Raw genomic sequence first — 21,876 nt, 5'->3', positions numbered from 1 at the left:
ATAAAATTTATGCTTTTTGGAAAAATTCCAGTTAAAGACTTCCTAAGTAAAATTCAGACCGGAAATTGTGATGTTTGTCCCTCAATAGGTGAAGATGATGCAATGATTAAGACTGAAGGGGAATATCTAGTTATTCATTCTGATCCAATAACTGAAGCTGGAAAAGATGCTGGTTTCTTATCAGTTACTGTGGCTTGTAATGATGTAAATATGAAAGGAGTACCTTGTAAGTGGGTATTGACTACTATACTTCTATCCAAAAAGGAAAACCTTGATAAAGTAATTGAAGGAATAAATGAAGCTTGTAGAATAATAGGTTGTTCAGTAATTGGAGGACACACTGAAGTAACAAGGGGATTAAATCAAGACATAGTAACTACTACTGCATTATCTTTTAGTAACAAAATTATGAAATTATCAGATGCAAAAGCAGGGCATTACATAGGGTTTTTTGGATATACTGGTTTAGAAGGAACATGGATTTTAGCAAATGAATTTGAGGATGAGCTTCTAAAAAGAGGAATTAAAAAAGAAACTATAGAGAAAGCTAAACAACTCAGAAATTTTATTTCAGTTCAAGATAAAGCGTTAAGAGTAAAAGACTATGTAATTGCAATGCATGATGCAACAGAGGGAGGAGTTTATCAAGCGTTATTAGAAGTGGCGAAGGCTAGTAAAAATAAAGTAGTAATAAACAAAAAGCCTAGAATGTTAGAAGAAACCTTGGAAATAACAAAAGCTTTGAGAATAAATCCTTATACGTTAATTTCCTCTGGTGCTTTTATTGTAATAACAGATAAACCTAAGAAGATTGAGGAGCTTGGAGGAGAGATAATAGGAAAAATAGTTGAGGGAGAAGACGTATTAGAAGTTGAGGGAGAAGGAGTCTTCAAGGAGGATTTCTATGAAGAGCTTGTCAGGTTTGAAAGCAATTATTATGGCTGGGGGTAAGGGCACTAGGTTATCTCCTTTTAAACCTCTTTTAGACTTATGCGGTTATCCTATGTATTATTGGGTTTATAGAAATTTATTAAACTTTACAAATGAAATCTATCTTGCAATAACACCTTATAGCCCTTTAATATTTTCAGAGTTTCGAAAAGTCATAACAGAAGGAAAAGGGTATGAATATGACGTCATTGAAGCTATAAAAAAAGTTGGTTTTCCAGTAATAATTGTACCTTCTGATACCCCATTTATTCCAGAAGAAGCTATGTATAAGCTCTTTAATTGCGAAAAACCTATATGTAGTCTTCTAACTAAATCTGGTTATGTAGGAATTAGCTTATGGAAAGAATTTAAGTTTAATGAGTACGAAAACGTATATTTCGAGAAAGAGATCATTAATGTGAATACCTTATCAGATTATTTGAATGTTAAAAATTTATGTAAGAGCATGGAATATAACAAGTGGCTAAAAGAATACTAATATTTACTCCCTTTAGAGGAATATATGCAATAGGCTATGGTTTTTTAGGGTTAATAATTTTCGTTGTTTCAATAGGTTATTTTTCGACTTTGCTTAAAATAGTTGGAATAAATACAATGTTAAGTTACTTTTTAGCATTTGAATTAGCTCTTTTTAGCCTAATTCTAAGCCCAGTAAACGTGGTAATCAAAGAAATTAACAAACCAGCATTAGCTCCAGAAGTTGACGTAGTATATGTTTTCGGTATCCCTTTTTATGTCCCTAGACTTTCATACCAAATAAGAAAAACCTTAGTAGCTATAAATATAGGAGGAGCAGTAATTCCTACTTTACTTTCATTAACTTTAATCGCATTAGCCTTTCACGGATTTTACATTATTTTCCTATTATTAGATTTAGTAATTTTAATTGTAATATGTAATATATTTTCTAGGGTTGTAAACGGTGTTGGAGTTGTTATGAACCCCTTAATAGCTCCATTATTTTCAGCACTTTTCAGTTACGTTCTCTTTTTCAAGGTAAGTTATTTAGTTCCCATCTCTGCATATATAAGTAGTGTGTTAGGATCTTTGATTGGAGCAGACTTACTTAATCTTAAAAAGATTATTGACTCAAGTCCTCAGTTAGTAAGTATAGGAGGCATGGGAACGTTTGATGGAATATTTATGTCTGGTTTATTTGCAATTATGTTAGCTGAAATCCTTGTTCTTATTTAAGTAATGTTTTTTTATTCTAATGAGTGCTATTCCTTCTTTTCCTTCGATATATCTAATTTTAACTGATCCACCTTTAAATCTAGCATAAATAAAATTTACGTTTCCTTCACTCCATCTACTATATTCTGTTAAGTCGCCTAAATCAAACTTATCGGAAATCTTGTATAGCATATCAAGCTCGTAATCCTCAATAGAAGAATGTCTTTTAGGAGTAACAAACAGAAATAGCTTTTTCACATGATTACTCTAATCTTAGAACTAATAAATTTACCCTTATTCATACCCCTTATTTAACCTCTAGTTTTCAAGCGGTACCATTACAATACCTTTAAATATTCTATTAACGAAGTTTTAATATTGATGGCTTACTGGATTATACCAGTACAAGAAGACATGTGGGAGACTATTCTCAAAACTCACGTGTTTGGATTTAGAAGAGAATCACCACAAAAGTATATCAAGCCTGGAGATTACATCATTTTCTACGTAGGAAAATATTATGCTAAAAAGTATGGAGGAAAATTTGTAGGAATATTTAAAGTAATATCGGATTGGTATTACGACGAAACAGTCTTATTTCCTAATGAAAAACTAGTAGGGAAAGCAGTTGAAGTTTATAGAATTAAACTCGAACCTATCTTAGTTGGTGAATGCGATTCGAAAGACTTAATAAGATCTCTATCCTTCATAGAGGACAAATTTCAATTCTCTAAGTATTTGAGAAATGTCCCAGCAAATTTAAAAAGACCAATACCAGAAGAAGATGTGAAAAAAATTGAAGAATGTATTAGATCATCTATAGTTTAAAATAGATAAGGCCCTATTGATTAAAGATAGGAGCTCTGATAGAAGTTTATGTACCAAATACCTATATAAGAAGAATATAACATAACGAATATTTATTACTAGAAGTAATCTTTTAGCAATCTCCTTTTGTTTTGTAATAAACTCTATTAAGTTTTCTTCTGCTTCAATAGAAGATATAAAAGACAAGAACTTCTGAACTTTTAATTTTAGTTCTTTAATGTTTATACAGCTAGAGAGTTCTGACCTAAAATTCTCATAAGTCCTTCTTAGAACAGTATAATTAGCTAAGTCAATCATGTTTAATATATTAGTCAGTATTATCAAATAAAGACACCAAGATAATACTTGAATTAAAAATAGATTTTTAGCAAAAAGTTTCCTTTCCGAGAGAATAAAAAGAATAAATACCAATTCACGTCATGTATCTCATGATACAAAAAGAAAAACGAATTTTGATGCATGTGGGTCCAGTAAACATTCTGGATAGAATCCTTTACGCAGGGTTAAAAAATAACGTGGGCTTTACATCACCAGAATTTGTCCAAGCATTTCAGTTTTCTCTAAAGAAAATTAGAGAATTATTTCAAGTAGATAAAACGTATCAACCATTCATTATACCTGGTGGCGGAACATCAGCAATGGAAAGCGTTACTTCCCTTCTAAAGGAAGGAGAAAAAGTATTAGTAGTTACTAATGGTGTATTCGGTGATAGATGGATAAACATATTTAAAAAATATCCAGTCCAGGTAAATGTATTAAAAGCTGAACCTGGATATTATGTAGAACCAGAAACAGTAGAAAAAGAGGTAAAGAGGGAAAAGTATAAATTAGTAACATTCACACATGTAGAGACAAGCACTGGAGTTAGACAACCTATAAGGGAAAGCGTAAAAGCTGTAAGGGACTATGTGGATTTAGTAGTCGTGGATGGAGTTTCTAGTGTTGGAGCAGAAGAGGTTAAAGCAAAAGATTGGAATGTTGACGTCTATTTAACTGCTAGCCAAAAAGCTATAGGAGTCCCACCAGGGATGGGATTGTTAGTTCTTTCGAGCAATGCAATAGAAAAATTAAAAGAGGAGAAAAGCGTTGCTGGCTATTATTTAGATCTAAGAAACTGGTTGCCAGTAATGACTAACATGGAAGATGGAAAAGCATCTTACTTCTCAACTCCTCCAGTTCACACAATTTTAATGTTAGCTGAGGCCTTAAAGATAATCATAGACGAAGAAGGATTAGATAATAGAATAAAAAGGCATGAAAAAATCGCAGGGGCAATAAGGGCTGGAGTTGAAGGAATGGGTTTAGATATTGTAGCTAGAAAACCAGAGGCATATAGTAATACTGTTACTGGTGTTTTGGTTAAGAAAGTAAATGCAGGAAATGTACTTTCAGAAGTAATTTCTGAAGGAATTGAACTTGCTCCGGGCGTACATCCAGCATTACAAGGCAAGTACTTTAGAATAGGTCATATGGGATGGGTAACAGAAAATGATGCAATTTCTACAATAGCATCGATTGAAAGGGCACTAAAAAGGTTAGGAGAAGATATAAAGCTAGGAGAAGGAGTAAAAGCTACACAACTTTATTTAGCTAAATAATTTTTATTCTAATATGTGGATAACTTATCCATGGATTTATATGAAGCAATAAAAAAGAGAAGAGATGTAAGAAGTTACTGTAAAGGCGATCCCATACCAGATGAAGTTTTGGCAAAGCTTTTGCTTTCAGCCCATTTAGGTCCTTCTGTAGGTTACTCTCAGCCATGGAATTTCATTATAATTAAAGATGAGAAAATAAAGAGAAGAATAAAGGAACTAGTTGATAAAGAAAGAGAAGAATTTAAGAATCTTTTAGATGAAAGTAGAAAGAAAATTTTTGATAATATAAAAATTGATGCAATAATGGAATCGCCAATAAATTTGGCTGTTACTTGCGATTTCAACAGATTTGGACCTCATGTTTTAGGAAGACGTACTATTCCAGAAACATGTAATTATTCTACAGTTTTAGCAATAGAAAATTTATGGTTAGCTGCAACAGCAGAAGGAATAGGAGTTGGGTGGGTTAGCTTCTTCAAAAAAGAGGATGTGAAGAAAATTCTTGGAATTCCAGATAACGTAGAATTAATTGCATATCTGACACTTTGTTATGTTACAAAATTTCCAGAAGTTCCAGAACTAGAAGAAAAAGGATGGAATAAGAGATTGCCGCTCGAGGAACTAGTTTTTGAAAATCAGTGGAATAATAAACCTAATGAAAGGCTCTTAAATGTTTTAAGAAATGCAAAAATTTAGCTAATATTAAAGATAAGCTACTAACTATCATATACTCTATAAAGAATATGAGTAAAGAATATGGAATTAAGAACCATAAAGATAATGCAAGGGAATACACTTTATAACCGTAAATTCTTTCTAAAGTTAAGAGAGCAATTGGTTCATCAATTAACATAAAAATGAGAGAGAGTATAACGAAAGTAATTTTCATATATTAAAATAGATAAGATCATAAAAAAGCTTTTTTATTTCGGAGAACTCTCTAACCCTTTACTGAAACTTTCTTCAAATAATCTAATAATCCGCCGCTTTCAAGAATTTTTAATGGCATTCCAGTTATTCCTCTTCCTTTATACACTTTCTGGTTATTTACAATTATTTCTCCAGTTTCTACGTTAACCTTAACATAATCATCTTGATTTATTAACTTTGTCGCATCTGGCAAAACGATTGCGGGTAATCCATTATTAATAGCATTTCTGTAAAATATTCTAGCAAAAGATTCAGCAATAATCGCCTTAACTCCAGCAGCCTTTAACGCAATGGCTGCTTGTTCTCTTGAAGATCCCATTCCAAATACTTTACCAGCTACTAATATTACTCCAGCTGATGCTTTCTTATAAAATTCTGGGTCTAACGGCTCCATCGCATGTTGAGCTAAATACTGAGGATCAGTATATTTTAAATACCTTGCAGGTATTATAATATCAGTATCTATTTTATCTCCAAATTTCAATACTTTTCCTTCGACTATCATGAGAATCTCCTCGGATCAGTTATTTTACCCTCTAAAGCTGTTGCCGCAGCAACGGCTGGACCAGATAAATATACTTTTGAATCATTACTTCCCATTCTTCCTTTAAAGTTTCTTGAGCTTGTCGAAACAATAGTTTCACCAGGACCAGCAACACCAAAGTGCCCACCTAAACAAGGACCACATGTACCATAAGTTACTACACATCCAGCATTTACTAAAATCTCGATATAGCCTAAATCCATCGCTTTCTTAAATAAATCATATGAGGCTGGAATCGCTATGCATCTAGTTTTAACTCTTTTACCTTTCAATATTTTGGCTGCCATTTCAAAATCACTTAACCTACCATTTGTGCAAGAACCAATGTAAACTTGATCCACATCTAATCCTTCAACTTCATTTACAGTTTTAACATTATCGACACTATGAGGGGCAGCAACTAAAGGCTCTAATTTATTAAGCTCAATTGTGTATTCATCAACATATTTAGCCTCTTCATCCGGTCTAATTGTTGGTGGTTCGTAACCTCTGTTAGTTTTTATATAGTTTATAGTTTCTTCATCTGGTACAAACATTAACGCATCAGCATTCATTTCAATTCCCATATTAGAGACAGTAGCCCTAAAGTCCATTGGAAATGCTGAAGGTTCTTTAACAAAAACTTCAATGCTCATTCCATTAAAGTAATCAGCCTTAAAGTCTCCAAGAATTTTTAAGGAAACATCTTTACCATTTATCCATTTACCGGGTTTACCCTCTAATGTTATCTTGAAAGGTTGAGGAACCATTATCCATGTTTTGCCAGTTATCACAGCAGCTGCAACATCGCTTGCACCTAATCCTTGCGCAAATGCACCAACAGCTCCAGAAGTAGTTGTATGGCTATCAGCTGCAACTATAACATATCCAGGGTTTGCATATTTTTCTAATAATATTTGATGTAGAATTCCTACGTTTATATCATGAAAATTAGGTATACTTAATTGTTTAACAAACTTTCTTATTTGGGTTTGTATTTCTGCACTTCTAACATCAGGTGGTGGTGCTAAATGATCAAAAGCAATAACTATTTTTTGCTTATCAAAAACTTTTAGCATTCCAGCTTTTTCCATTACTTCTATAACATGATAACCAGTCAAGTCATGGAATGCGGCTATATCTACATTTATTTCTACTACATCACCCGGACTGACTGATTTCCCAGCAGCTCTGCTTAAAATTTTTTCAGTTAATGTTTGAGGCACGAATTATAAGAAGGAAAAGAAGAAAATAAATATTATTTTAAAATATGTTCGATTTTTGTTATTTCACTAGTAACTCTTTTTCTTTATTCGACCTTCTTTTTTCGATAATTGACGAAACTAGAACTCCTACAAAATATAAAGTTGACAGAGTTACTGCAATTGTTGTTTCTATTAGACCTCCTGTAGTTCCAGGAGAAACGATCCACGCTATTATAAAAGAGACTAAAACGCCCCACCTCCAGTTATCTCTCCACGTTTTTGCTTTTACTAAACCTAACTGAGTTAAAGATGTCATAACCAGAGGAAACTCGAATGAACCACCTACAGCTATCATTAAGTTAACTATTGTGCTTACATAAGACCTTAAACTTAATGTAGGCTCAACTCCTAACATTAAATCTAGCCTATATACGAATAGCATCATAAAAGGTATTATTATAAAATAAGCAAAGGAAGCTCCAGCCAAAAAAAGAACAGTAGCTGGTAATAATACTCTCCTTATGGTTCTTTTTTCATGCTCATATAATCCTGGGGCTACAAAAGCCCAAAATTCTCTAAAAACTAGGGGAAAAGTAGTAATTAGCGCTAAAAGAAATGAAACGTACATTGAAGCATATAGAGGATCAAAAGGATTAAGAGTAATTAGATGTAAACCAACTGGTTTTTCTCTTTCTAAAAAAGTATCAGTGAATTGTATTGCAATACTATGATAAATCGTAGGATATATAATAGGAACTGTATAAGAACCAATTTTTGTCGTAGAAATTCCAAATGCGAAATAAATTACGAAAAATATTGAAATATAAATAATAGCATTTCTAATTCTAATACCTAACTCCTTTAAATGTTCTATTAGTGGAGCCTCTTTATCAGTAGTAGGTTTTTGAAAACTCATTTAGTATCACTTTTTGTCTGTTTTTTAAGTTTCTCTATTTCTTCCTCAAGTTCCTTTATTCTCTCTTCAAGAAGTTTAACTTTCATATCTTGGAAATTATTTCTAGCTTGTAAATAACTATTATTTAAGCTCTCTACTCCTTGCTTAAAATGTTGAGAAACATCTCTAATGGGAGTAGAAGATTCTTCTGCTATATCATTAATCTCTCTTCTTAGTTCAGCTACTAATTCATCCCTTCTCTTCTTAAATTCATTATATCCTTTTAGGACACTCTTAATAGAATTAACAGAATTTTTATCTCCTGCAAATAATAATATTCCTACAAGAACAACAATTAAAAAATCATCTAAACTTCCAATCATTTAAATCACCTTAAGAAAAAAGAAAATCACTTATTTTGTGATTGTTGTTGTTTCTTTAATTCTTCTAATTGTTTTTGTAATTCATCAATTTTACTCTGTAATTCTTTCTCTCTAGCTTGTTGTTGCTGTGGTTGTTGCATTTGTTGTAGCTGTGCTAATTCCATTTGAGCCTCTAACTGCCCCTTCTTAAATTCTCCAGTAGCTCTTCCTAAGTTTCTAAAAATATCTGGCAGCTTAGAGGCTCCAAATATCAATATTATTGCAACGACTATTAATAACGCCGTATCCGTTACTGTGAAAGCCATTTTTATCATTTAAAATTACACATTACTTTCTAATAAACTTTGCTTTCGATCTTTTGAAATTGATATATTTATACATATATTCTTTAGATTTTGCATTTTGAACGGAGTTTAACGAAATTTAAATTTAATTACTTACACTCATGATATTAAATAGTATAGCCTTATGATTAAGAAAATAGAAAAGCTTATAAGTATTTTGAAAAACTTAATCCCGGTGGTCAGATGGAAGAATCTTAGAAGGAATAAATTTAGCCTACGCTTATATAGATGATAACTTTGTGTTCAAAGGAGTTAACATAACAGCATTTGATAAAGAATTAATAACTATTGTAGGTCCTTCTGGCATAGGAAAGTCAACTTTATTAAGAATATTAGGAGGATTTATTCAACCTAAAGAAGGAGAAGTTAGACTACTTGGAAAGAAAATAACTAAACCAACTCCAAAAATTGCTTTAGTTCATCAATCAATTGCAACATTTCCCTGGATGACAGCCCTGGAAAATGTGAAACTTGGTTTAAAATACAGAAAATTATCAAAAGAAGAAGAGGATAAAATAGCTAGAAAAATGTTAGAAATTGTAGGACTATCTGGTTTTGAAAACTTATATCCTAAACAACTTAGTGGGGGTATGAGACAAAGAATTGCTATTGCTAGAGCATTAGCAGCTGAACCAATTGTACTTCTAATGGATGAACCCTTTTCTCATTTAGATGAGTTAACTGCTGAAGGTCTGAGACAAGAAATATATCAAATGATATTCTCGCCAGAGACAAACCTTAGAGCAGCTGTTCTAGTCTCTCATAATTTAAATGAAGTTGTTGAATTATCTGATAGGATTTACGTTTTAAATGAAAGCCCAGCTAGAGTTGTGGGGGAAATAAAAGTAGAACTAGAAAGGCCTAGAGATCCGAGAGATCCTAAATTTGCAGAATACCTAGATACCTTATATAAATTATTAACACCAGTGAGTAAAAAAGTAAAAGTAAATGAAGATGATAAAAAATGAATTTATCTCTATTAATCACTATGATTTTAGCCTCTCTGGCTAGTATAGGAAGAGTTTGGATTACTATATTATTTGCTATTGTAACAGGTTGGTTCTTAGCTTATGCTAGTGTAAAAAATAGAGTATTTGAAAATATTTACGTAAGTTTAATCGAGGTTTTCGAATCAGTTCCAGTATTCAGCTTTTTCCCTATAGTTTTAATCTTCTTCATCTATGATATTGGAGGAAGTTTAGGGGTCGAATTTGCAGTTCTCTTCTTAGTTTTCACAGCTACAGTATGGAATATCTGGATGGGCGAATATCAAGCTTTTAAAACAGTTCCCCAAGATTTACTTGAAGTAGCTGAAAATTATAGATTTAGATTCTGGGGAACTATGACTAGAGTTTACATACCATTCTCAATTCCTAGAATAGCTGCAAATTTAATTCCTAGTTTTGCTGATGGTCTTTTTTACATAACAGTTAGTGAGGTATTTTCAGTGGGTCTACATACCTATCAAGTTTTTGGAATAGGAACTGTTATTGCTAATTTGGTGAGCGAAAATGATTATGGTGACGCTTTGATCGGTGTTGCTGTTATAGGAATTTTCTCTACTGCTATAACTTTACTTCTGAGAGAGTTTGCGAGATATAGCGTTGAAAGATATGGACTTGATACTGAGATATCAGTTAAGAAGAGAGGAAGAATTCATTTCGGTTATACTACAAGACTTTCAAGTACTCTTTCAGTTCCAGCTAAATTGTCTAAAGTTTTTCCCACACCAGCCAAACTTAGAAAGCCTGAGGAAACGGAAGAGGAAGAGAAAGAACATAAATACCTATGGAAAATTAGTGGTATAGTTGTTGGTGTATTTCTGCTAGCTCTAATACTTTATGGTGCAATAACTACTATCCTATCAGTTTCTCCTTCTACATGGAATTATCTAATTTCAACTTTACCTTCAGATCTTGTAGCAATAGGAGTAGACTATTTGAGAGTCACAATAATTGCTACTATCTCTTTACTTTTTGCTATATTTTTAGGGTATTACGTAGCTACTCATGAAAATGCAGACAAAATAATTACACCATTAATCCAAGCTTACGCATCTTTGCCGGCTCCAGCTTACTTTCCTTTGCTCTTTTTAGTTACTCTCTCATTTACACATAATATCTTTGGACCATTTACTAATGAGTTTTACGTTTTACTTCTAGGTTTTATATCAACGTTCTATTACGTCTTTTATAGCTTCTGGATGGGAGTTAAAAATTTGCCAGAACAGTATTGGGAAATCATGAAAAACTATGGATTTACATTCTGGCAAAAAATGAGATATGTAATTTTACCTGGAACTTTTCCTTATATTATTGCAGGTTTATCTAGTACTATAAACAGCGCATGGGGAGGTTTAGCTATTGGAGAATATTGGCCAGATATTATACAAAACTATAACTTAGAAGTACGTACTGGAATGATGAAGTTAATAGATGTAGCTACGGCTAATGGTAATATAGTATTAGCTTCATGGGTCTCATTACTCTTCGGGATAATAGTAATAATATACTCAATCTTATTTACGAGAAAATTAATGGATTTGGCAAGAAAGAAATATATTGCAGAGGAAGGAATTTATCTTGCATGATGTGGAATCCGGGAACTGACTGTGATGACATGCGCGAGCACTGATCTTTTATTTTTTTAGATTCTTGTTAAGACTCGTTCTTCCTATGAGGATAAAACTAAATTTAATATCTTTAGTCACTATGTTCATTCCTTATTTTCTTAATAAATTTTATTAAATGAATAATTTGAGATTATAATTATATTCTTTTTTTAATCTGTATGATTAAAACTGTAAGATTAAAACTTTTTAAACCATAAATACTCTATTATAAGTAGAACAAAAATGCCACCTTTTGGAAAAGTACTCGTTGCTAACAGAGGAGAAATTGCTGTAAGAGTAATGAAAGCTGTTAAAGAAATGGGAATGAAAGCTGTTGCAGTATATTCTGAAGCAGATAAATATGCTTTGCACGTAAAGTATGCTGATGAAGCCTACTATATTGGTCCAGCACCAGCATTACAAAGCTACCTAAATATTCAGGCAATAATTGATGCAGCAGAAAAAGCACATGCAGATGCAATACATCCCGGTTACGGGTTTTTGTCTGAAAATGCAGACTTCGCTGAAGCAGTAGTTAAAGCTGGAATAACTTGGATCGGCCCGCCAGTAGATGCTATGAGAGCAATAAAAAGCAAATTAGATGGTAAAAGAATAGCAAAACAGGCTGGTGTCCCAATTTCCCCTGGCTCAGATGGACCAATTGAGTCCCTAGATGAGGCATTAAAATTAGCCGAAAAAATTGGTTACCCGATAATGGTAAAGGCGGCATTCGGTGGAGGAGGTACTGGAATAACAAGAGTTGATAATCCAGATCAATTAGTGGAAGTATGGGAGAGAAACAAAAGATTAGCTTATCAAGCATTTGGAAAAGCAGATTTATATATAGAAAAAGCTGCAGTAAATCCAAGACATATAGAGTTCCAATTGATTGGTGACAAATATGGTAATTATGTGGTAGCATGGGAAAGAGAATGTACTATACAAAGAAGAAATCAAAAATTAATTGAAGAAGCACCCTCTCCCGCATTAAAAATGGAAGAAAGAGAGTCAATGTTTGAGCCAATAATTAAATTTGGTCAACTAATACACTATTATACTTTAGGAACATTCGAAACAGTATTTTCAGACACAACAAGAGATTTCTACTTCCTTGAATTAAACAAAAGACTACAAGTAGAACACCCAATAACAGAACTGATATTCAGACTAGATCTAGTAAAACTGCAAATAAACATAGTAGCAGATCAACCACTACCATTCACGCAAGAAGAATTAAATAAAAGAGTAAGAGGACATGCAATAGAATATAGAATCAATGCAGAAGACCCATTAAATGACTTCACTGGCAGCTCTGGATTTATAACTTATTATAAAGAACCTACTGGTCCTGGAGTAAGAGTTGATAGTGGTGTTACTTTAGGTAGTTATGTTCCTCCATTCTATGATTCTTTAGTTTCAAAACTTATTGTTTATGGGCCAGATAGGCCAACAGCAATTCAAGCTGGTATTAGAGCATTAAACGATTATAAGATTGGTGGAGTAAGAACAACTATTGAATTATATAAATGGATTTCACAAGAAGAAGATTTCCAGAAAGGAAAGTTCTCAACAGCTTACATTAGTGAAAAAAGGGAGCAATTTGTAAAGTACTTAAAAGCTAAGGAGCAAATGAAAGCTGCTTTAGCTGCAACACTCTATCAGAGAGGATACTATAAGAAAGCAACAGCAATTACACAACAGACTTCACAAAATACACAAAGAAAGTCAAACTGGAAGACTTATGGATTATTACAACAATCTTCATATAGGGTGATGTGGTAATGAAGTTACTAAGGATTTCATCAGATTTAGGAGATAATTATGTAATGACTTATGATCAGAAAGGAAATGAGGATATAATAAAGTTTGAGGATAATGAATTTAAAATAGAATATATTGGACCAGGCTGGAGAGAAGGAGAATTACTATTTAAAATAAATGGAGAAGTTCACAGGGTCTACGTCGATCAAGGATATATAATTATTGACGATGAAACAATCTTTAAGGTAGATAGAATAACAGAAACTCCGATAGAACAAGGAAAGTCGATTGAGGAATTAATAAAAGGAAAAGAAGGAGAGATATTATCTCCAATGCAGGGAAGAATAGTGCAAATAAGGGTGAAAGAAGGAGATGCTGTAAACAAAGGCCAACCATTATTGTCTATCGAAGCAATGAAGAGCGAAACTATTATTTCAGCACCAGTAGCCGGAGTTGTACAAAAGATATTAGTAAAGCCTGGACAAGGTGTAAAGAAAGGTGATTTGCTTCTTATAATTAAATGATTTTTCTTCTTGTAAAGCATTATAGTTCCCATGTAATTAGGTGGTAAAAATGTCCATATACGAAAAACCCCCAGTTGAAAAATTAATTGAAGAATTAAGACAATTAAAAGAAAAAGCATATAAGGGTGGAGGAGACGAAAGAATACAATTCCAGCACAGTAAAGGTAAGTTAACTGCAAGAGAAAGATTAGCATTACTATTCGATGATGGAAAATATAATGAGATAATGACATTCGCAACTACTAGGGCTACTGAATTTGGTTTAGATAAGCAAAGATTCTATGGAGATGGTGTAGTAACTGGATGGGGAAAAGTTGATGGAAGAACTGTATTTGCTTACGCACAAGATTTCACTGTTTTAGGAGGAAGCTTAGGAGAGACGCATGCAAATAAAATTGTAAGAGTATATGAATTAGCATTAAAAGTAGGTGCACCAGTAGTTGGTATTAATGACTCTGGCGGAGCTAGAATACAAGAAGGTGCAATGTCATTAGAAGGATATGGTGCTGTATTTAAAATGAACGTTATGGCATCTGGAGTTATTCCACAAATAACAATTATGGCAGGTCCTGCAGCTGGAGGAGCAGTATATTCACCAGCATTAACGGACTTCATAATAATGATCAAAGGAGATGCATATTACATGTTTGTAACTGGTCCAGAGATTACTAAAGTAGTACTTGGAGAAGAAGTATCATTCCAAGACTTGGGCGGAGCAGTTGTACACGCAACGAAATCTGGTGTAGTACACTTTATGGTTGATAACGAGCAAGAAGCAATTAACTTAACTAAGAGGTTGCTATCATATTTGCCTTCAAATAACATGGAAGAACCACCTTATATTGATACTGGTGACCCAGCAGATAGAGATGCAGCTGGGGTTGAACAAATAGTTCCTAATGATGCAGCAAAACCATATAACATGAGGGAAATAATATATAAGATTGTAGATAACGGAGAGTTCCTTGAAGTACACAGACATTGGGCACAAAATATAATCGTTGGATTTGCTAGAATCGCTGGTAATGTTGTAGGCATTGTTGCAAATAACCCAGAAGAGTTTGGTGGTTCAATTGATATAGATGCAGCAGATAAAGCTGCCAGATTTATAAGGTTCTGTGACGCATTTAATATTCCTTTAATTAGCTTAGTAGATACCCCAGGTTATGTACCCGGAACAGAACAAGAATATAAGGGAATAATTAGGCATGGAGCAAAGATGCTATATGCATTCGCTGAAGCTACAGTTCCAAAGATTACGGTAATTATAAGGAAATCTTATGGGGGAGCTCATATAGCAATGAGTATTAAGAGCTTAGGTGCAGATTTAGTTTACGCATGGCCAACAGCTGAAATTGCTGTAACTGGGCCAGAAGGTGCTGTAAGAATTTTATATAGAAAAGAAATACAACAAGCAACTAATCCAGACGATGTGCTAAAACAAAGAATAGCTGAATATAGGAAACTATTTGCAAATCCATACTGGGCTGCTGAAAAAGGATTAGTAGATGATGTAATTGAACCAAAAGACACAAGAAGAGTGATAGCTGCTGGATTAGAAATGTTAAAGACTAAGAGAGAATATAGATATCCTAAAAAGCATGGGAATATACCATTATAACACATTCTTCTTCATTTTTCTTTTCCTTCACTATTATGTTTCGACCTAAGGCTAAAAACAGTTTTTTTACTCTTTCTAACTCTTTACATTGAATTACAAACTCATTTTTCTCTTCTAGTATATATTTAAGCAATAATTCTTGCAGCTTCTCTGACAATTTTCTCCCCAAGATTTGGACCTAATAATCGTTTTACTTTTTCTGGGTTCATTACTATATCTTCTGGTCTTTTAATATCGTGTTGATACAGTAATCGAGCTCTGGCTCTTCCTATTCCAGGAACTTTAACTAATTCTATTAGTTCTGGCTTAATTCCATCTTTAACTCTCATATGAAGTTCTTCTAATACTTCTTTGTGATCTTTCAGTTCTAATACTGATGCTACATGAAAACCAGAATAAGTTAACCAATCCATAGTATCAATTATAGCCCTTAAATCACCTGAACCTATACCATATTTTCCCAAAATTGTATCTTCATCAATCTCATTTATCCAATCATAAACTATGAAAGCAACTTTTAATGCAGAGATATAATTAGAAAATTCATATTCATCCTCCGGCTCATCTACTAATAACTCGCAGTTAAGTTCATCTATTAGCGCTTCTTCCTCAGATTTGCTTACACTTATTGTTGGACCATCTGGTGTATATGCAAGTAAATGAAGATACGCAATTTCACAGCTTTTTTCACTTTTTTCTAATGCTTCTCTTATAGTCACTGCAGTAAATGGATTAATATAAAGATCTGAAATTCTGCTTCCAAAACGAGAAAGCTTAATTTTATCCTCTATTTTGATGAAAATATCATGATCTAATAACCAGTTTAACCCAGACTTAAAATATTTCTTTGCTAACTCCTTGGGCAATAGTGTCTCTTTTACATATTCTAATAATTCTCTCTCTGTTTTTTCTCCTTCTGAGGCAATTATACTTATAAGAAATGAATAAAATGCACTTTCAGATCCTAACTTAGATTCAATTGGCTCTACATCAGACATCAAATATCTTTCAAAGACTTTTTGTGCTTCTCTTTTTGATCGAACCACAATTACAGCTTCTCCATTTTCATCAAATCCTGGTCTACCAGCTCTTCCACTCATTTGCTTATAATCCATGACTGGAATAAGATCCATATAACCAACGACTTTCCTATTATATCTGTAAATATCTCCAATTATTACTGCCCTTGCTGGTAAGTTTACTCCTGCGGCTAGCGTTGGAGTCGCAACAATAACTTTCAATATTCTTTCTCTAAATGAAGACTCAATTATATCCCTCAACTTTTTAGATAAACCTGCATGATGATAAGATACTCCTTTTATTATTAAATTATATAGATCTTCTTTCTCATTTGTTCCAGCATCATCAACTTCTTTTATTTCTCTCCCTATGTCAAGTAGTTTTTTATCTTCTAACTTTATAAAATTCATATATTGGGCTATTTTTCTTGCCGTGGATTCGGCTAATTTCCTAGAAGATCTAAAAACTAGTACTTGTCCTCCTTTTGATACTATATCTATAGTGTAGGCTATTATAGGGTCGTCTCCATAGACTTTTCTAGTTGAATTGTCTTTATAAACTATTATGAAATCTTTTTTTTCTGGGTATATTATTCCTTCCTTTAAGGGAACGGGCCTCCAATTAGTAGCAACTAATTCAGCATTAAGCCATTTTGCTATTTCATTTCCATTACTAATTGTAGCACTTAATCCCAACACAACCCCTTTCCTTTTTGCTCTTATGGCTACAGATTCCACTGTTGGTCCTCTTTCAGGGTCATTTAAATAATGAAATTCATCTAGAACAAAATAAGACACATCATTCAACCATTTTGCTTTATGTCTCCATAGCGAGTCTAACTTTTCATAAGTCGTAACTATTATATCATAGTTTTCTAACCAAGAGTCGTCTGTATCATAATCTCCACTTGACATTCCTATTTTTAAGCCTAAACTTTCCCAATCCTTAAATGTATTATATTTTTCGTTTGTTAGAGCCCTCAAAGGGGTTATATAAATTGCTTTTCCACCTTTCGATAAAAGATAATTAACCATTCCTAATTCAGCTATTAGTGTTTTACCAGAGGCCGTAGGCGAAGTAACCAATAATCTTTTACCTTCTAAAAGTCCTTTCTTAATTGCTTCGGCTTGTGGAGGATTTAAAGTTCTAATTCCCCTTTTCTTTAAAATTAGGATAATTTTTTCATCTAACGGTAACTTGTCAACAGTTATTGTCTCCATTTTAAAACTATTTCCTTATTATATTTAGCCTTAAAAGTATTTTCCCTTATTATCCATCTGCCTTTAAATATGTAGTATGCTTCAGCATATAATATAGCCTTATATAAACCTTATCAAAAAGAGATTTCTCAGAAAAGATTTTTTATAGGTCCTTACAATTTCTTTTTGATACTTATGGCAACTATACGAAAAGTGGATGAAACTATGTTTGAAATAGATTTAGGTGAAGTAAAGACAATTTCATTTAAACTAGAAGAAGATTTTTTGAGAGAAATTGATGAAAAAGCAAAAATGCTAGGTTATACTAATAGGAGCGATTTAATTAGAGATGCAATAATAGAATATATTAATTACTTAAAGAGCATAGAAAAAGAGGAAAAGAAGAAAGTATGAATCTTTTATTATTACTCATTTTCATAGTAGGATTATTAGCATCTTTTAGTGTAGGTGGAAATAATTCTGCTGTAGCTTTAGGTATCCTTCTTTCAACCAATGTACTTAAAAGAAAACAGTCATACGCAATAAATGCCATTTCTTTGTTTATTGGCGCGTTTTTAGGAAGTTATACTATGATTAACAGTATTTATGGTATCTTAAAATCTGAGGAAGAAATTTTATTGGAAATTCTTTTATCTTCTATTCTTTTATCTTCAACTACTACTTTTTATTATTTGAATCAAAGAGGCATTCCTGCTTCATTGAGTCAAATGATATACCCTTCTATAGCTGTTTTGGTTTTAATATCAAGAGGATTTATTAGCTTTGATTGGGAAAAATTTTGGTTTACCGTAGCCTCCTGGGGTATATCCCCATTAATAGCAATAATTACTTCTCTCTCTATGTACTTTGGTTTAGTAAGTGCTTTCAGAAATAGAAACATAAACTTTATAAAACAAATTAAATATTATAAATATTCTTTAATTATAGCCTCAATTTTTACTTCTTATGTAACTGGAGCAAATGCTATAGGAATTATAATTTCTGCTGGCATACTAGCAGAACCTTATTATATAACTTCTCTAATTTATGCAATAGCTGCTGTTTTAGGCCTTTATCTAGGTTCTCAAAGAGCAGCAATAACTGTAGGGTTTAGAATAACACGACTAGGATATATTGCTGCATCATCAGCACTCATTGGAAGTGATATAATTTCTGAAATTTTTACAGTTCTAGGTGTACCAATATCTATAACACAAACAATTATGGGAGGAATAATTGGTTTAAGCTTTAGAAGTTTTGGTTTTGATATAAAAAGGCAATTACTTCAAATTGCAAGAGGTTGGACAATTTCTCCTGTTTTAGCAATAATCGTTACTTTAGCAACATATGGGGTTTTAAAAAGTATTTTAGGCCTTTAAGGTTGCATAAAGAATCTCAACGCTCAAAGTTGCTTCTTCCATTGAGTCCAATATGTCATCTAAAAAGAATATTACATCTCTCATTTGTAATATTGTTATTAAGTCTATTTCTTTCTCTAACTCATATAGCTTGGTAATTAATGTATCTTTCATATCATCTCCAGCTCTCTCTAACATCTGTATTTCTCTTCCTATCTTTAATGCCTCTTGCATATCTCTAGATAACGTAGATAACATTGTAATCATTTTCTCTGATGCTTCTTGTATGATGGATAAATAAGATAATATGCTCTCCTTTACACTAATTACACATTTCTCTGATGGTTTTCTAGATGCTAAGGATCTTGCAGAATCTTTTATTGAAGTTCCAGTATGATATAGGGCTTGAGTTAACATAACCATTGCTTCTTTAAAGTCTGGTAAAAATGCACCACTATAAAGTAATTCAAGAACTTCTTCCCTATTCATAGCGATTTTTTCCGTTATTGTCTTTATTTTAACTAAATTACTATTTATGGCATCATCATTATTATAAATTACACCTTGAACTAACTGTTTTAACGTATCGCAAGCTACTTTTATATCTTCTCCCATCTTTACTAACTTCCCAAACAGTTCCTCTTCTTTATTTATTCTAATTTTAATCAATTTAGATTACCTACTGTCGATTGGAATATATTTCTTTCCTATTTCCCCTTTATAGTATGCTTTAGGTCTAATTATCTTATTATCTTTTATATACTCTATAATGTGAGCAACCCATCCTACTACTCTTGCTGAAGCAAAAACAGCTGGAAATAAATCAGGTTCGAATCCTAAAGCATAGAATACTATACTAGAGAAGAAGTCAACATTTGGATATATTCCTCTTGAGCCTAAATATTTTATTCCTATTTCCTCTACTTTTTCAGCAATTGAATACAATGTGTTTATCTCTCCTCCTTCTTTTTCAGCCAATAATTTTGCATATTGTTTTAATATTCTAGCTCTTGGATCATAAGTCTTATACACTCTATGTCCAAATCCCATTATCCTTTGCTTGTTAGATAATTTATTAAGTATGTAATCGTTTACATTTTCTGGAGAACCTATTTCTTTGAACATTTTTAAGGCTTCATAATTAGCTCCTCCATGTAATGGACCCTTTAATGCTGAAATTCCAGCAATAATTGATGAGTATATATCTGAAAGAGTTGATGCGACTACTAATGAAGCAAAAGTTGATGCATTCATTTCATGATCTATATGCAAAATAAGTGCTACATCCATGGTTTTAGCTTTTATTTCATTTGGTTTATTTCCGTAAAGCATGTATAAGAAATTCTCAGCATGAGATAATTTTGGATCGGGATCAATTACCTCTAACCCTTTTCTTAATCTAGCGTAATTTGCTACAATAGTTGGAAACTTTGAGATTAATTTTATTCCCTTTACATCTAATGGTTCATCATTTTTACTATCTTCTATTCCTAAAAGACTTACAGCTGTTCTTAAAACATCCATAGGTTGAGCATCTTTTCTAACTTCCTTAAGAAATTTAACTATAAAATCTGGTAGATATCTTTCTTCCCTTAGTTTCTCTTGAAACCAGCTTAGCTCTTCCTTGTTTGGTAATTTTCCATAAAGAATAAGATAACTTACCTCTTCAAAATTGGAAAATTCTGCTAAATCATAAATGGAATAACCTCTATAATACAATCTACCTAATTCTCCATCAATATATGTTATCTCTGTCTCTTTAACATAAACATCCTCAAGGCCCTTCTTTATTTCCATTCTTTACCAACTCTTTTAATTTGTTTAAAGCAAAATCTTTATCCTTCCTTTCTAACTTTGCTTTTTCTATAATATCTTCCAAAGTATATATCACTTCCCACGCAACTTTTCTATTTACTGGATAAGGAACTCCATCTTTTCCACCACTGGCAAACGCATATTTAAATGGATCGTATGGATAATTTACTGGATCATTATATGAAGGTGGCTCATTATATATTAAATCAGCAACTAAATATAAGGCTCTTGCTGTAGAGGGTCCAAGGCCGTTAAGAAGAACTTCTTCTAAATTAGAAGGATTATATTCATATAGTTGCTGTAAAACAGTTTGTATTTTATTAACATCAATTGGCTTCATATAAACTATTTTAGCCTCTGGAGAAATAACAACATTAAATGCCTTCCCAAAAGAATCTAAAGTAGATTGACCTTTTAAAACGGCTAATGCTTTCTTTATTTGCCCAATAACATTTGTTGGCCTTTCTTTTACTAGGTCAACGATTAATTTTCTAGTTTTATCCTTATCTTTTTCTATCACATTCACTGCAATATTTTGTTTTATACCAGCAATTCCATCATGAGGTTCAATGATAAAGTTATCAGTTTCTTTCCAATGATATCGCCTTGCGAACCTTGTTTCTACATTCATACCTTGCTGTATTATCCCCCATTTTCCTGAAGTAGTTACCAAGAAAGAATGATGATATAATGTGTGAGAATCTTGAATAAGGACACTATCTACTTTTGCCACTAGTTTACTTGCTTTAATTAACCTTTGATAATCTAAATCGTACTTTTGAGAGAAAGAGTATAATTCTTCTGGGACCTTAATGGCATTCTTTCCTTTACCACCTAATATAGCTAATCCCTCTTCTTCTGGTCTTATCACTTCTTTAAGTATTCCTAATGTTACAGTTGTTGAACCAGAGGAATCCCAATCCATGCCAATTATATTGTTAAACCCTTGAAACCAAAGGGGGTTTGATAATCTTTCAACTACTTTTTCTGGACCCCATTCAATTACCATAATATCTATAATTGCTTTGCTAAGTCTTTTCATAATCTGAGCTAGCCATGGAGGAACATGACCCGTATGTAAAGGTAAATCAGCAATTCCTTCTAACTTCACAATTAAATTTCTTATACACAAAGAAG

24 protein-coding genes are annotated in these 21,876 nt (G+C 32.6%); 13 read left to right on the top strand and 11 right to left on the bottom strand.

What is annotated here, in order from left to right; genetic code table 11:
• Window positions 1–9 precede the first annotated feature (9 nt).
• From ACAM25_RS08235 to ACAM25_RS08225, 3 genes are read left to right on the top strand one after another with little or no spacing between them, the layout of a single operon-like run.
• A complete protein-coding gene (locus ACAM25_RS08235) occupies window positions 10–951 on the top strand; it encodes an AIR synthase family protein (RefSeq protein ID WP_369609256.1) in 942 nt (313 codons plus the stop codon).
• A complete protein-coding gene (locus ACAM25_RS08230; protein WP_369609255.1) occupies window positions 905–1,429 on the top strand; it encodes an NTP transferase domain-containing protein in 525 nt (174 codons plus the stop codon). Before ACAM25_RS08235 ends, ACAM25_RS08230 begins: the two co-directional genes overlap by 47 nt.
• On the top strand, window positions 1,411–2,145 hold the full coding sequence (locus ACAM25_RS08225) for a DUF1614 domain-containing protein (protein ID WP_369609254.1): 735 nt from the start codon (window positions 1,411–1,413) through the stop codon (window positions 2,143–2,145). Before ACAM25_RS08230 ends, ACAM25_RS08225 begins: the two co-directional genes overlap by 19 nt.
• On the opposite strand, the gene ACAM25_RS08220 is transcribed toward ACAM25_RS08225, so the two are convergent.
• A complete protein-coding gene (locus tag ACAM25_RS08220; RefSeq protein ID WP_369609253.1) occupies window positions 2,119–2,382 on the bottom strand; it encodes a hypothetical protein in 264 nt (87 codons plus the stop codon). The two genes, ACAM25_RS08225 and ACAM25_RS08220, sit on opposite strands and share 27 nt — an antisense overlap.
• A 123-nt stretch (window positions 2,383–2,505) precedes the next feature.
• Here ACAM25_RS08220 and ACAM25_RS08215 point away from each other — a divergent pair, with 123 nt between their 5' ends.
• Window positions 2,506–2,952 (top strand): EVE domain-containing protein, encoded by a 447-nt coding sequence (locus tag ACAM25_RS08215; protein WP_369609252.1) that lies wholly within the window; start codon window positions 2,506–2,508, stop codon window positions 2,950–2,952.
• Here the strand turns inward: ACAM25_RS08215 and ACAM25_RS08210 are convergent.
• Window positions 2,938–3,276 (bottom strand): hypothetical protein, encoded by a 339-nt coding sequence (locus ACAM25_RS08210; RefSeq protein WP_369609251.1) that lies wholly within the window; start codon window positions 3,274–3,276, stop codon window positions 2,938–2,940. The two genes, ACAM25_RS08215 and ACAM25_RS08210, sit on opposite strands and share 15 nt — an antisense overlap.
• A gap of 104 nt (window positions 3,277–3,380) precedes the next feature.
• On the opposite strand from ACAM25_RS08210, the gene ACAM25_RS08205 reads away from it, so the two are divergent.
• On the top strand, window positions 3,381–4,550 hold the full coding sequence (locus tag ACAM25_RS08205; protein ID WP_369609250.1) for an alanine--glyoxylate aminotransferase family protein: 1,170 nt from the start codon (window positions 3,381–3,383) through the stop codon (window positions 4,548–4,550).
• Between the two features lie 30 nt (window positions 4,551–4,580).
• Entirely contained in the window at window positions 4,581–5,246 is a 666-nt protein-coding gene (gene bluB, locus ACAM25_RS08200) for a 5,6-dimethylbenzimidazole synthase (RefSeq protein WP_369609249.1), read from the top strand.
• A 244-nt stretch (window positions 5,247–5,490) separates the two neighbouring features.
• Here bluB and ACAM25_RS08195 read toward each other — a convergent pair whose 3' ends face one another.
• Genes ACAM25_RS08195 through ACAM25_RS08175 form a run of 5 tightly spaced genes read right to left on the bottom strand, consistent with a single transcriptional unit; the run spans window position 5,491 to window position 8,800 of the window.
• A complete protein-coding gene (locus ACAM25_RS08195; RefSeq protein WP_369609248.1) occupies window positions 5,491–5,985 on the bottom strand; it encodes a 3-isopropylmalate dehydratase small subunit in 495 nt (164 codons plus the stop codon).
• On the bottom strand, window positions 5,982–7,229 hold the full coding sequence (locus ACAM25_RS08190) for a 3-isopropylmalate dehydratase large subunit (RefSeq protein WP_369609247.1): 1,248 nt from the start codon (window positions 7,227–7,229) through the stop codon (window positions 5,982–5,984). The genes ACAM25_RS08195 and ACAM25_RS08190 overlap by 4 nt, the downstream gene beginning before the upstream one ends.
• A gap of 58 nt (window positions 7,230–7,287) precedes the next feature.
• Window positions 7,288–8,124, bottom strand: a complete 837-nt coding sequence (tatC, locus tag ACAM25_RS08185; protein ID WP_369609246.1) for a twin-arginine translocase subunit TatC — start codon at window positions 8,122–8,124, stop codon at window positions 7,288–7,290.
• Entirely contained in the window at window positions 8,121–8,486 is a 366-nt protein-coding gene (locus ACAM25_RS08180) for a hypothetical protein (protein ID WP_369609245.1), read from the bottom strand. Before ACAM25_RS08180 ends, tatC begins: the two co-directional genes overlap by 4 nt.
• Before the next feature lie 26 nt (window positions 8,487–8,512).
• A complete protein-coding gene (locus tag ACAM25_RS08175; protein ID WP_369609244.1) occupies window positions 8,513–8,800 on the bottom strand; it encodes a twin-arginine translocase TatA/TatE family subunit in 288 nt (95 codons plus the stop codon).
• 269 nt (window positions 8,801–9,069) lie between these two features.
• Here ACAM25_RS08175 and ACAM25_RS08170 point away from each other — a divergent pair, with 269 nt between their 5' ends.
• The 5 genes from ACAM25_RS08170 to ACAM25_RS08150 all read left to right on the top strand — a co-directional run bounded on the left by ACAM25_RS08170 (window position 9,070) and on the right by ACAM25_RS08150 (window position 15,347).
• A complete protein-coding gene (locus ACAM25_RS08170; protein WP_369609243.1) occupies window positions 9,070–9,798 on the top strand; it encodes an ABC transporter ATP-binding protein in 729 nt (242 codons plus the stop codon).
• A complete protein-coding gene (locus tag ACAM25_RS08165) occupies window positions 9,795–11,420 on the top strand; it encodes an ABC transporter permease subunit (protein WP_369609242.1) in 1,626 nt (541 codons plus the stop codon). Before ACAM25_RS08170 ends, ACAM25_RS08165 begins: the two co-directional genes overlap by 4 nt.
• A 264-nt stretch (window positions 11,421–11,684) precedes the next feature.
• Window positions 11,685–13,223 carry an acetyl/propionyl/methylcrotonyl-CoA carboxylase subunit alpha gene (locus tag ACAM25_RS08160; protein WP_369609241.1) on the top strand — a complete coding sequence of 513 codons (1,539 nt, stop codon included), beginning with the start codon at window positions 11,685–11,687 and terminating at the stop codon, window positions 13,221–13,223.
• Window positions 13,223–13,726 (top strand): biotin/lipoyl-containing protein, encoded by a 504-nt coding sequence (locus tag ACAM25_RS08155; protein ID WP_369609240.1) that lies wholly within the window; start codon window positions 13,223–13,225, stop codon window positions 13,724–13,726. The genes ACAM25_RS08160 and ACAM25_RS08155 overlap by 1 nt, the downstream gene beginning before the upstream one ends.
• A 49-nt stretch (window positions 13,727–13,775) precedes the next feature.
• Complete coding sequence (locus ACAM25_RS08150) at window positions 13,776–15,347, top strand: acyl-CoA carboxylase subunit beta (RefSeq protein WP_369609239.1); 1,572 nt, start codon at window positions 13,776–13,778, stop codon at window positions 15,345–15,347.
• Window positions 15,348–15,472: 125 nt separating this feature from the next.
• Here ACAM25_RS08150 and hel308 read toward each other — a convergent pair whose 3' ends face one another.
• Window positions 15,473–17,587 (bottom strand): ATP-dependent DNA helicase Hel308, encoded by a 2,115-nt coding sequence (hel308, locus tag ACAM25_RS08145; protein ID WP_369609238.1) that lies wholly within the window; start codon window positions 17,585–17,587, stop codon window positions 15,473–15,475.
• 174 nt (window positions 17,588–17,761) lie between these two features.
• Between hel308 and ACAM25_RS08140 the strand changes: the two genes are divergently transcribed.
• Both ACAM25_RS08140 and ACAM25_RS08135 read left to right on the top strand, forming a co-directional pair.
• Window positions 17,762–17,980 carry a ribbon-helix-helix domain-containing protein gene (locus tag ACAM25_RS08140; protein ID WP_369609237.1) on the top strand — a complete coding sequence of 73 codons (219 nt, stop codon included), beginning with the start codon at window positions 17,762–17,764 and terminating at the stop codon, window positions 17,978–17,980.
• Window positions 17,977–18,945 carry an anion permease gene (locus tag ACAM25_RS08135; RefSeq protein WP_369609236.1) on the top strand — a complete coding sequence of 323 codons (969 nt, stop codon included), beginning with the start codon at window positions 17,977–17,979 and terminating at the stop codon, window positions 18,943–18,945. Before ACAM25_RS08140 ends, ACAM25_RS08135 begins: the two co-directional genes overlap by 4 nt.
• Here the strand turns inward: ACAM25_RS08135 and ACAM25_RS08130 are convergent.
• From ACAM25_RS08130 to ACAM25_RS08120, 3 genes are read right to left on the bottom strand one after another with little or no spacing between them, the layout of a single operon-like run.
• Window positions 18,934–19,593 (bottom strand): DUF47 domain-containing protein, encoded by a 660-nt coding sequence (locus tag ACAM25_RS08130; protein ID WP_369609235.1) that lies wholly within the window; start codon window positions 19,591–19,593, stop codon window positions 18,934–18,936. The two genes, ACAM25_RS08135 and ACAM25_RS08130, sit on opposite strands and share 12 nt — an antisense overlap.
• A 6-nt stretch (window positions 19,594–19,599) precedes the next feature.
• Window positions 19,600–20,721: a citrate/2-methylcitrate synthase gene (locus ACAM25_RS08125; protein WP_369609234.1), complete on the bottom strand. Its 1,122-nt coding sequence runs from the start codon at window positions 20,719–20,721 to the stop codon at window positions 19,600–19,602.
• Complete coding sequence (locus tag ACAM25_RS08120; protein WP_369609233.1) at window positions 20,699–21,850, bottom strand: DUF763 domain-containing protein; 1,152 nt, start codon at window positions 21,848–21,850, stop codon at window positions 20,699–20,701. Before ACAM25_RS08120 ends, ACAM25_RS08125 begins: the two co-directional genes overlap by 23 nt.
• Between the last annotated feature and the right edge of the window lie 26 nt (window positions 21,851–21,876).

The sequence above is a fragment of the Sulfurisphaera javensis genome, assembly GCF_041154675.1.
Lineage (GTDB): Archaea > Thermoproteota > Thermoprotei_A > Sulfolobales > Sulfolobaceae > Sulfurisphaera > Sulfurisphaera javensis.
Note: the sequence above shows the minus strand (reverse complement) of the source record. Positions and strands in the feature narration are given on the sequence as shown.

Bases quoted from the DNA above. Each gene is read 5' to 3' on its own strand.
- ACAM25_RS08165 (WP_369609242.1), top strand. From the start codon at position 9,795: ATGAATTTATCTCTATTAATCACTATGATTTTAGCCTCTCTGGCTAGT.
- ACAM25_RS08215 (WP_369609252.1), top strand. From the start codon at position 2,506: ATGGCTTACTGGATTATACCAGTACAAGAAGACATGTGGGAGACTATT.
- ACAM25_RS08125 (WP_369609234.1), bottom strand. From the start codon at position 20,721: ATGGAAATAAAGAAGGGCCTTGAGGATGTTTATGTTAAAGAGACAGAG.
- ACAM25_RS08150 (WP_369609239.1), top strand. From the start codon at position 13,776: ATGTCCATATACGAAAAACCCCCAGTTGAAAAATTAATTGAAGAATTA.
- ACAM25_RS08235 (WP_369609256.1), top strand. From the start codon at position 10: ATGCTTTTTGGAAAAATTCCAGTTAAAGACTTCCTAAGTAAAATTCAG.
- ACAM25_RS08175 (WP_369609244.1), bottom strand. From the start codon at position 8,800: ATGATAAAAATGGCTTTCACAGTAACGGATACGGCGTTATTAATAGTC.
- ACAM25_RS08205 (WP_369609250.1), top strand. From the start codon at position 3,381: ATGATACAAAAAGAAAAACGAATTTTGATGCATGTGGGTCCAGTAAAC.
- ACAM25_RS08140 (WP_369609237.1), top strand. From the start codon at position 17,762: ATGGCAACTATACGAAAAGTGGATGAAACTATGTTTGAAATAGATTTA.
- ACAM25_RS08155 (WP_369609240.1), top strand. From the start codon at position 13,223: ATGAAGTTACTAAGGATTTCATCAGATTTAGGAGATAATTATGTAATG.
- ACAM25_RS08230 (WP_369609255.1), top strand. From the start codon at position 905: ATGAAGAGCTTGTCAGGTTTGAAAGCAATTATTATGGCTGGGGGTAAG.
- tatC (WP_369609246.1), bottom strand. From the start codon at position 8,124: ATGAGTTTTCAAAAACCTACTACTGATAAAGAGGCTCCACTAATAGAA.
- ACAM25_RS08135 (WP_369609236.1), top strand. From the start codon at position 17,977: ATGAATCTTTTATTATTACTCATTTTCATAGTAGGATTATTAGCATCT.
- hel308 (WP_369609238.1), bottom strand. From the start codon at position 17,587: ATGGAGACAATAACTGTTGACAAGTTACCGTTAGATGAAAAAATTATC.
- bluB (WP_369609249.1), top strand. From the start codon at position 4,581: ATGGATTTATATGAAGCAATAAAAAAGAGAAGAGATGTAAGAAGTTAC.
- ACAM25_RS08160 (WP_369609241.1), top strand. From the start codon at position 11,685: ATGCCACCTTTTGGAAAAGTACTCGTTGCTAACAGAGGAGAAATTGCT.
- ACAM25_RS08195 (WP_369609248.1), bottom strand. From the start codon at position 5,985: ATGATAGTCGAAGGAAAAGTATTGAAATTTGGAGATAAAATAGATACT.
- ACAM25_RS08180 (WP_369609245.1), bottom strand. From the start codon at position 8,486: ATGATTGGAAGTTTAGATGATTTTTTAATTGTTGTTCTTGTAGGAATA.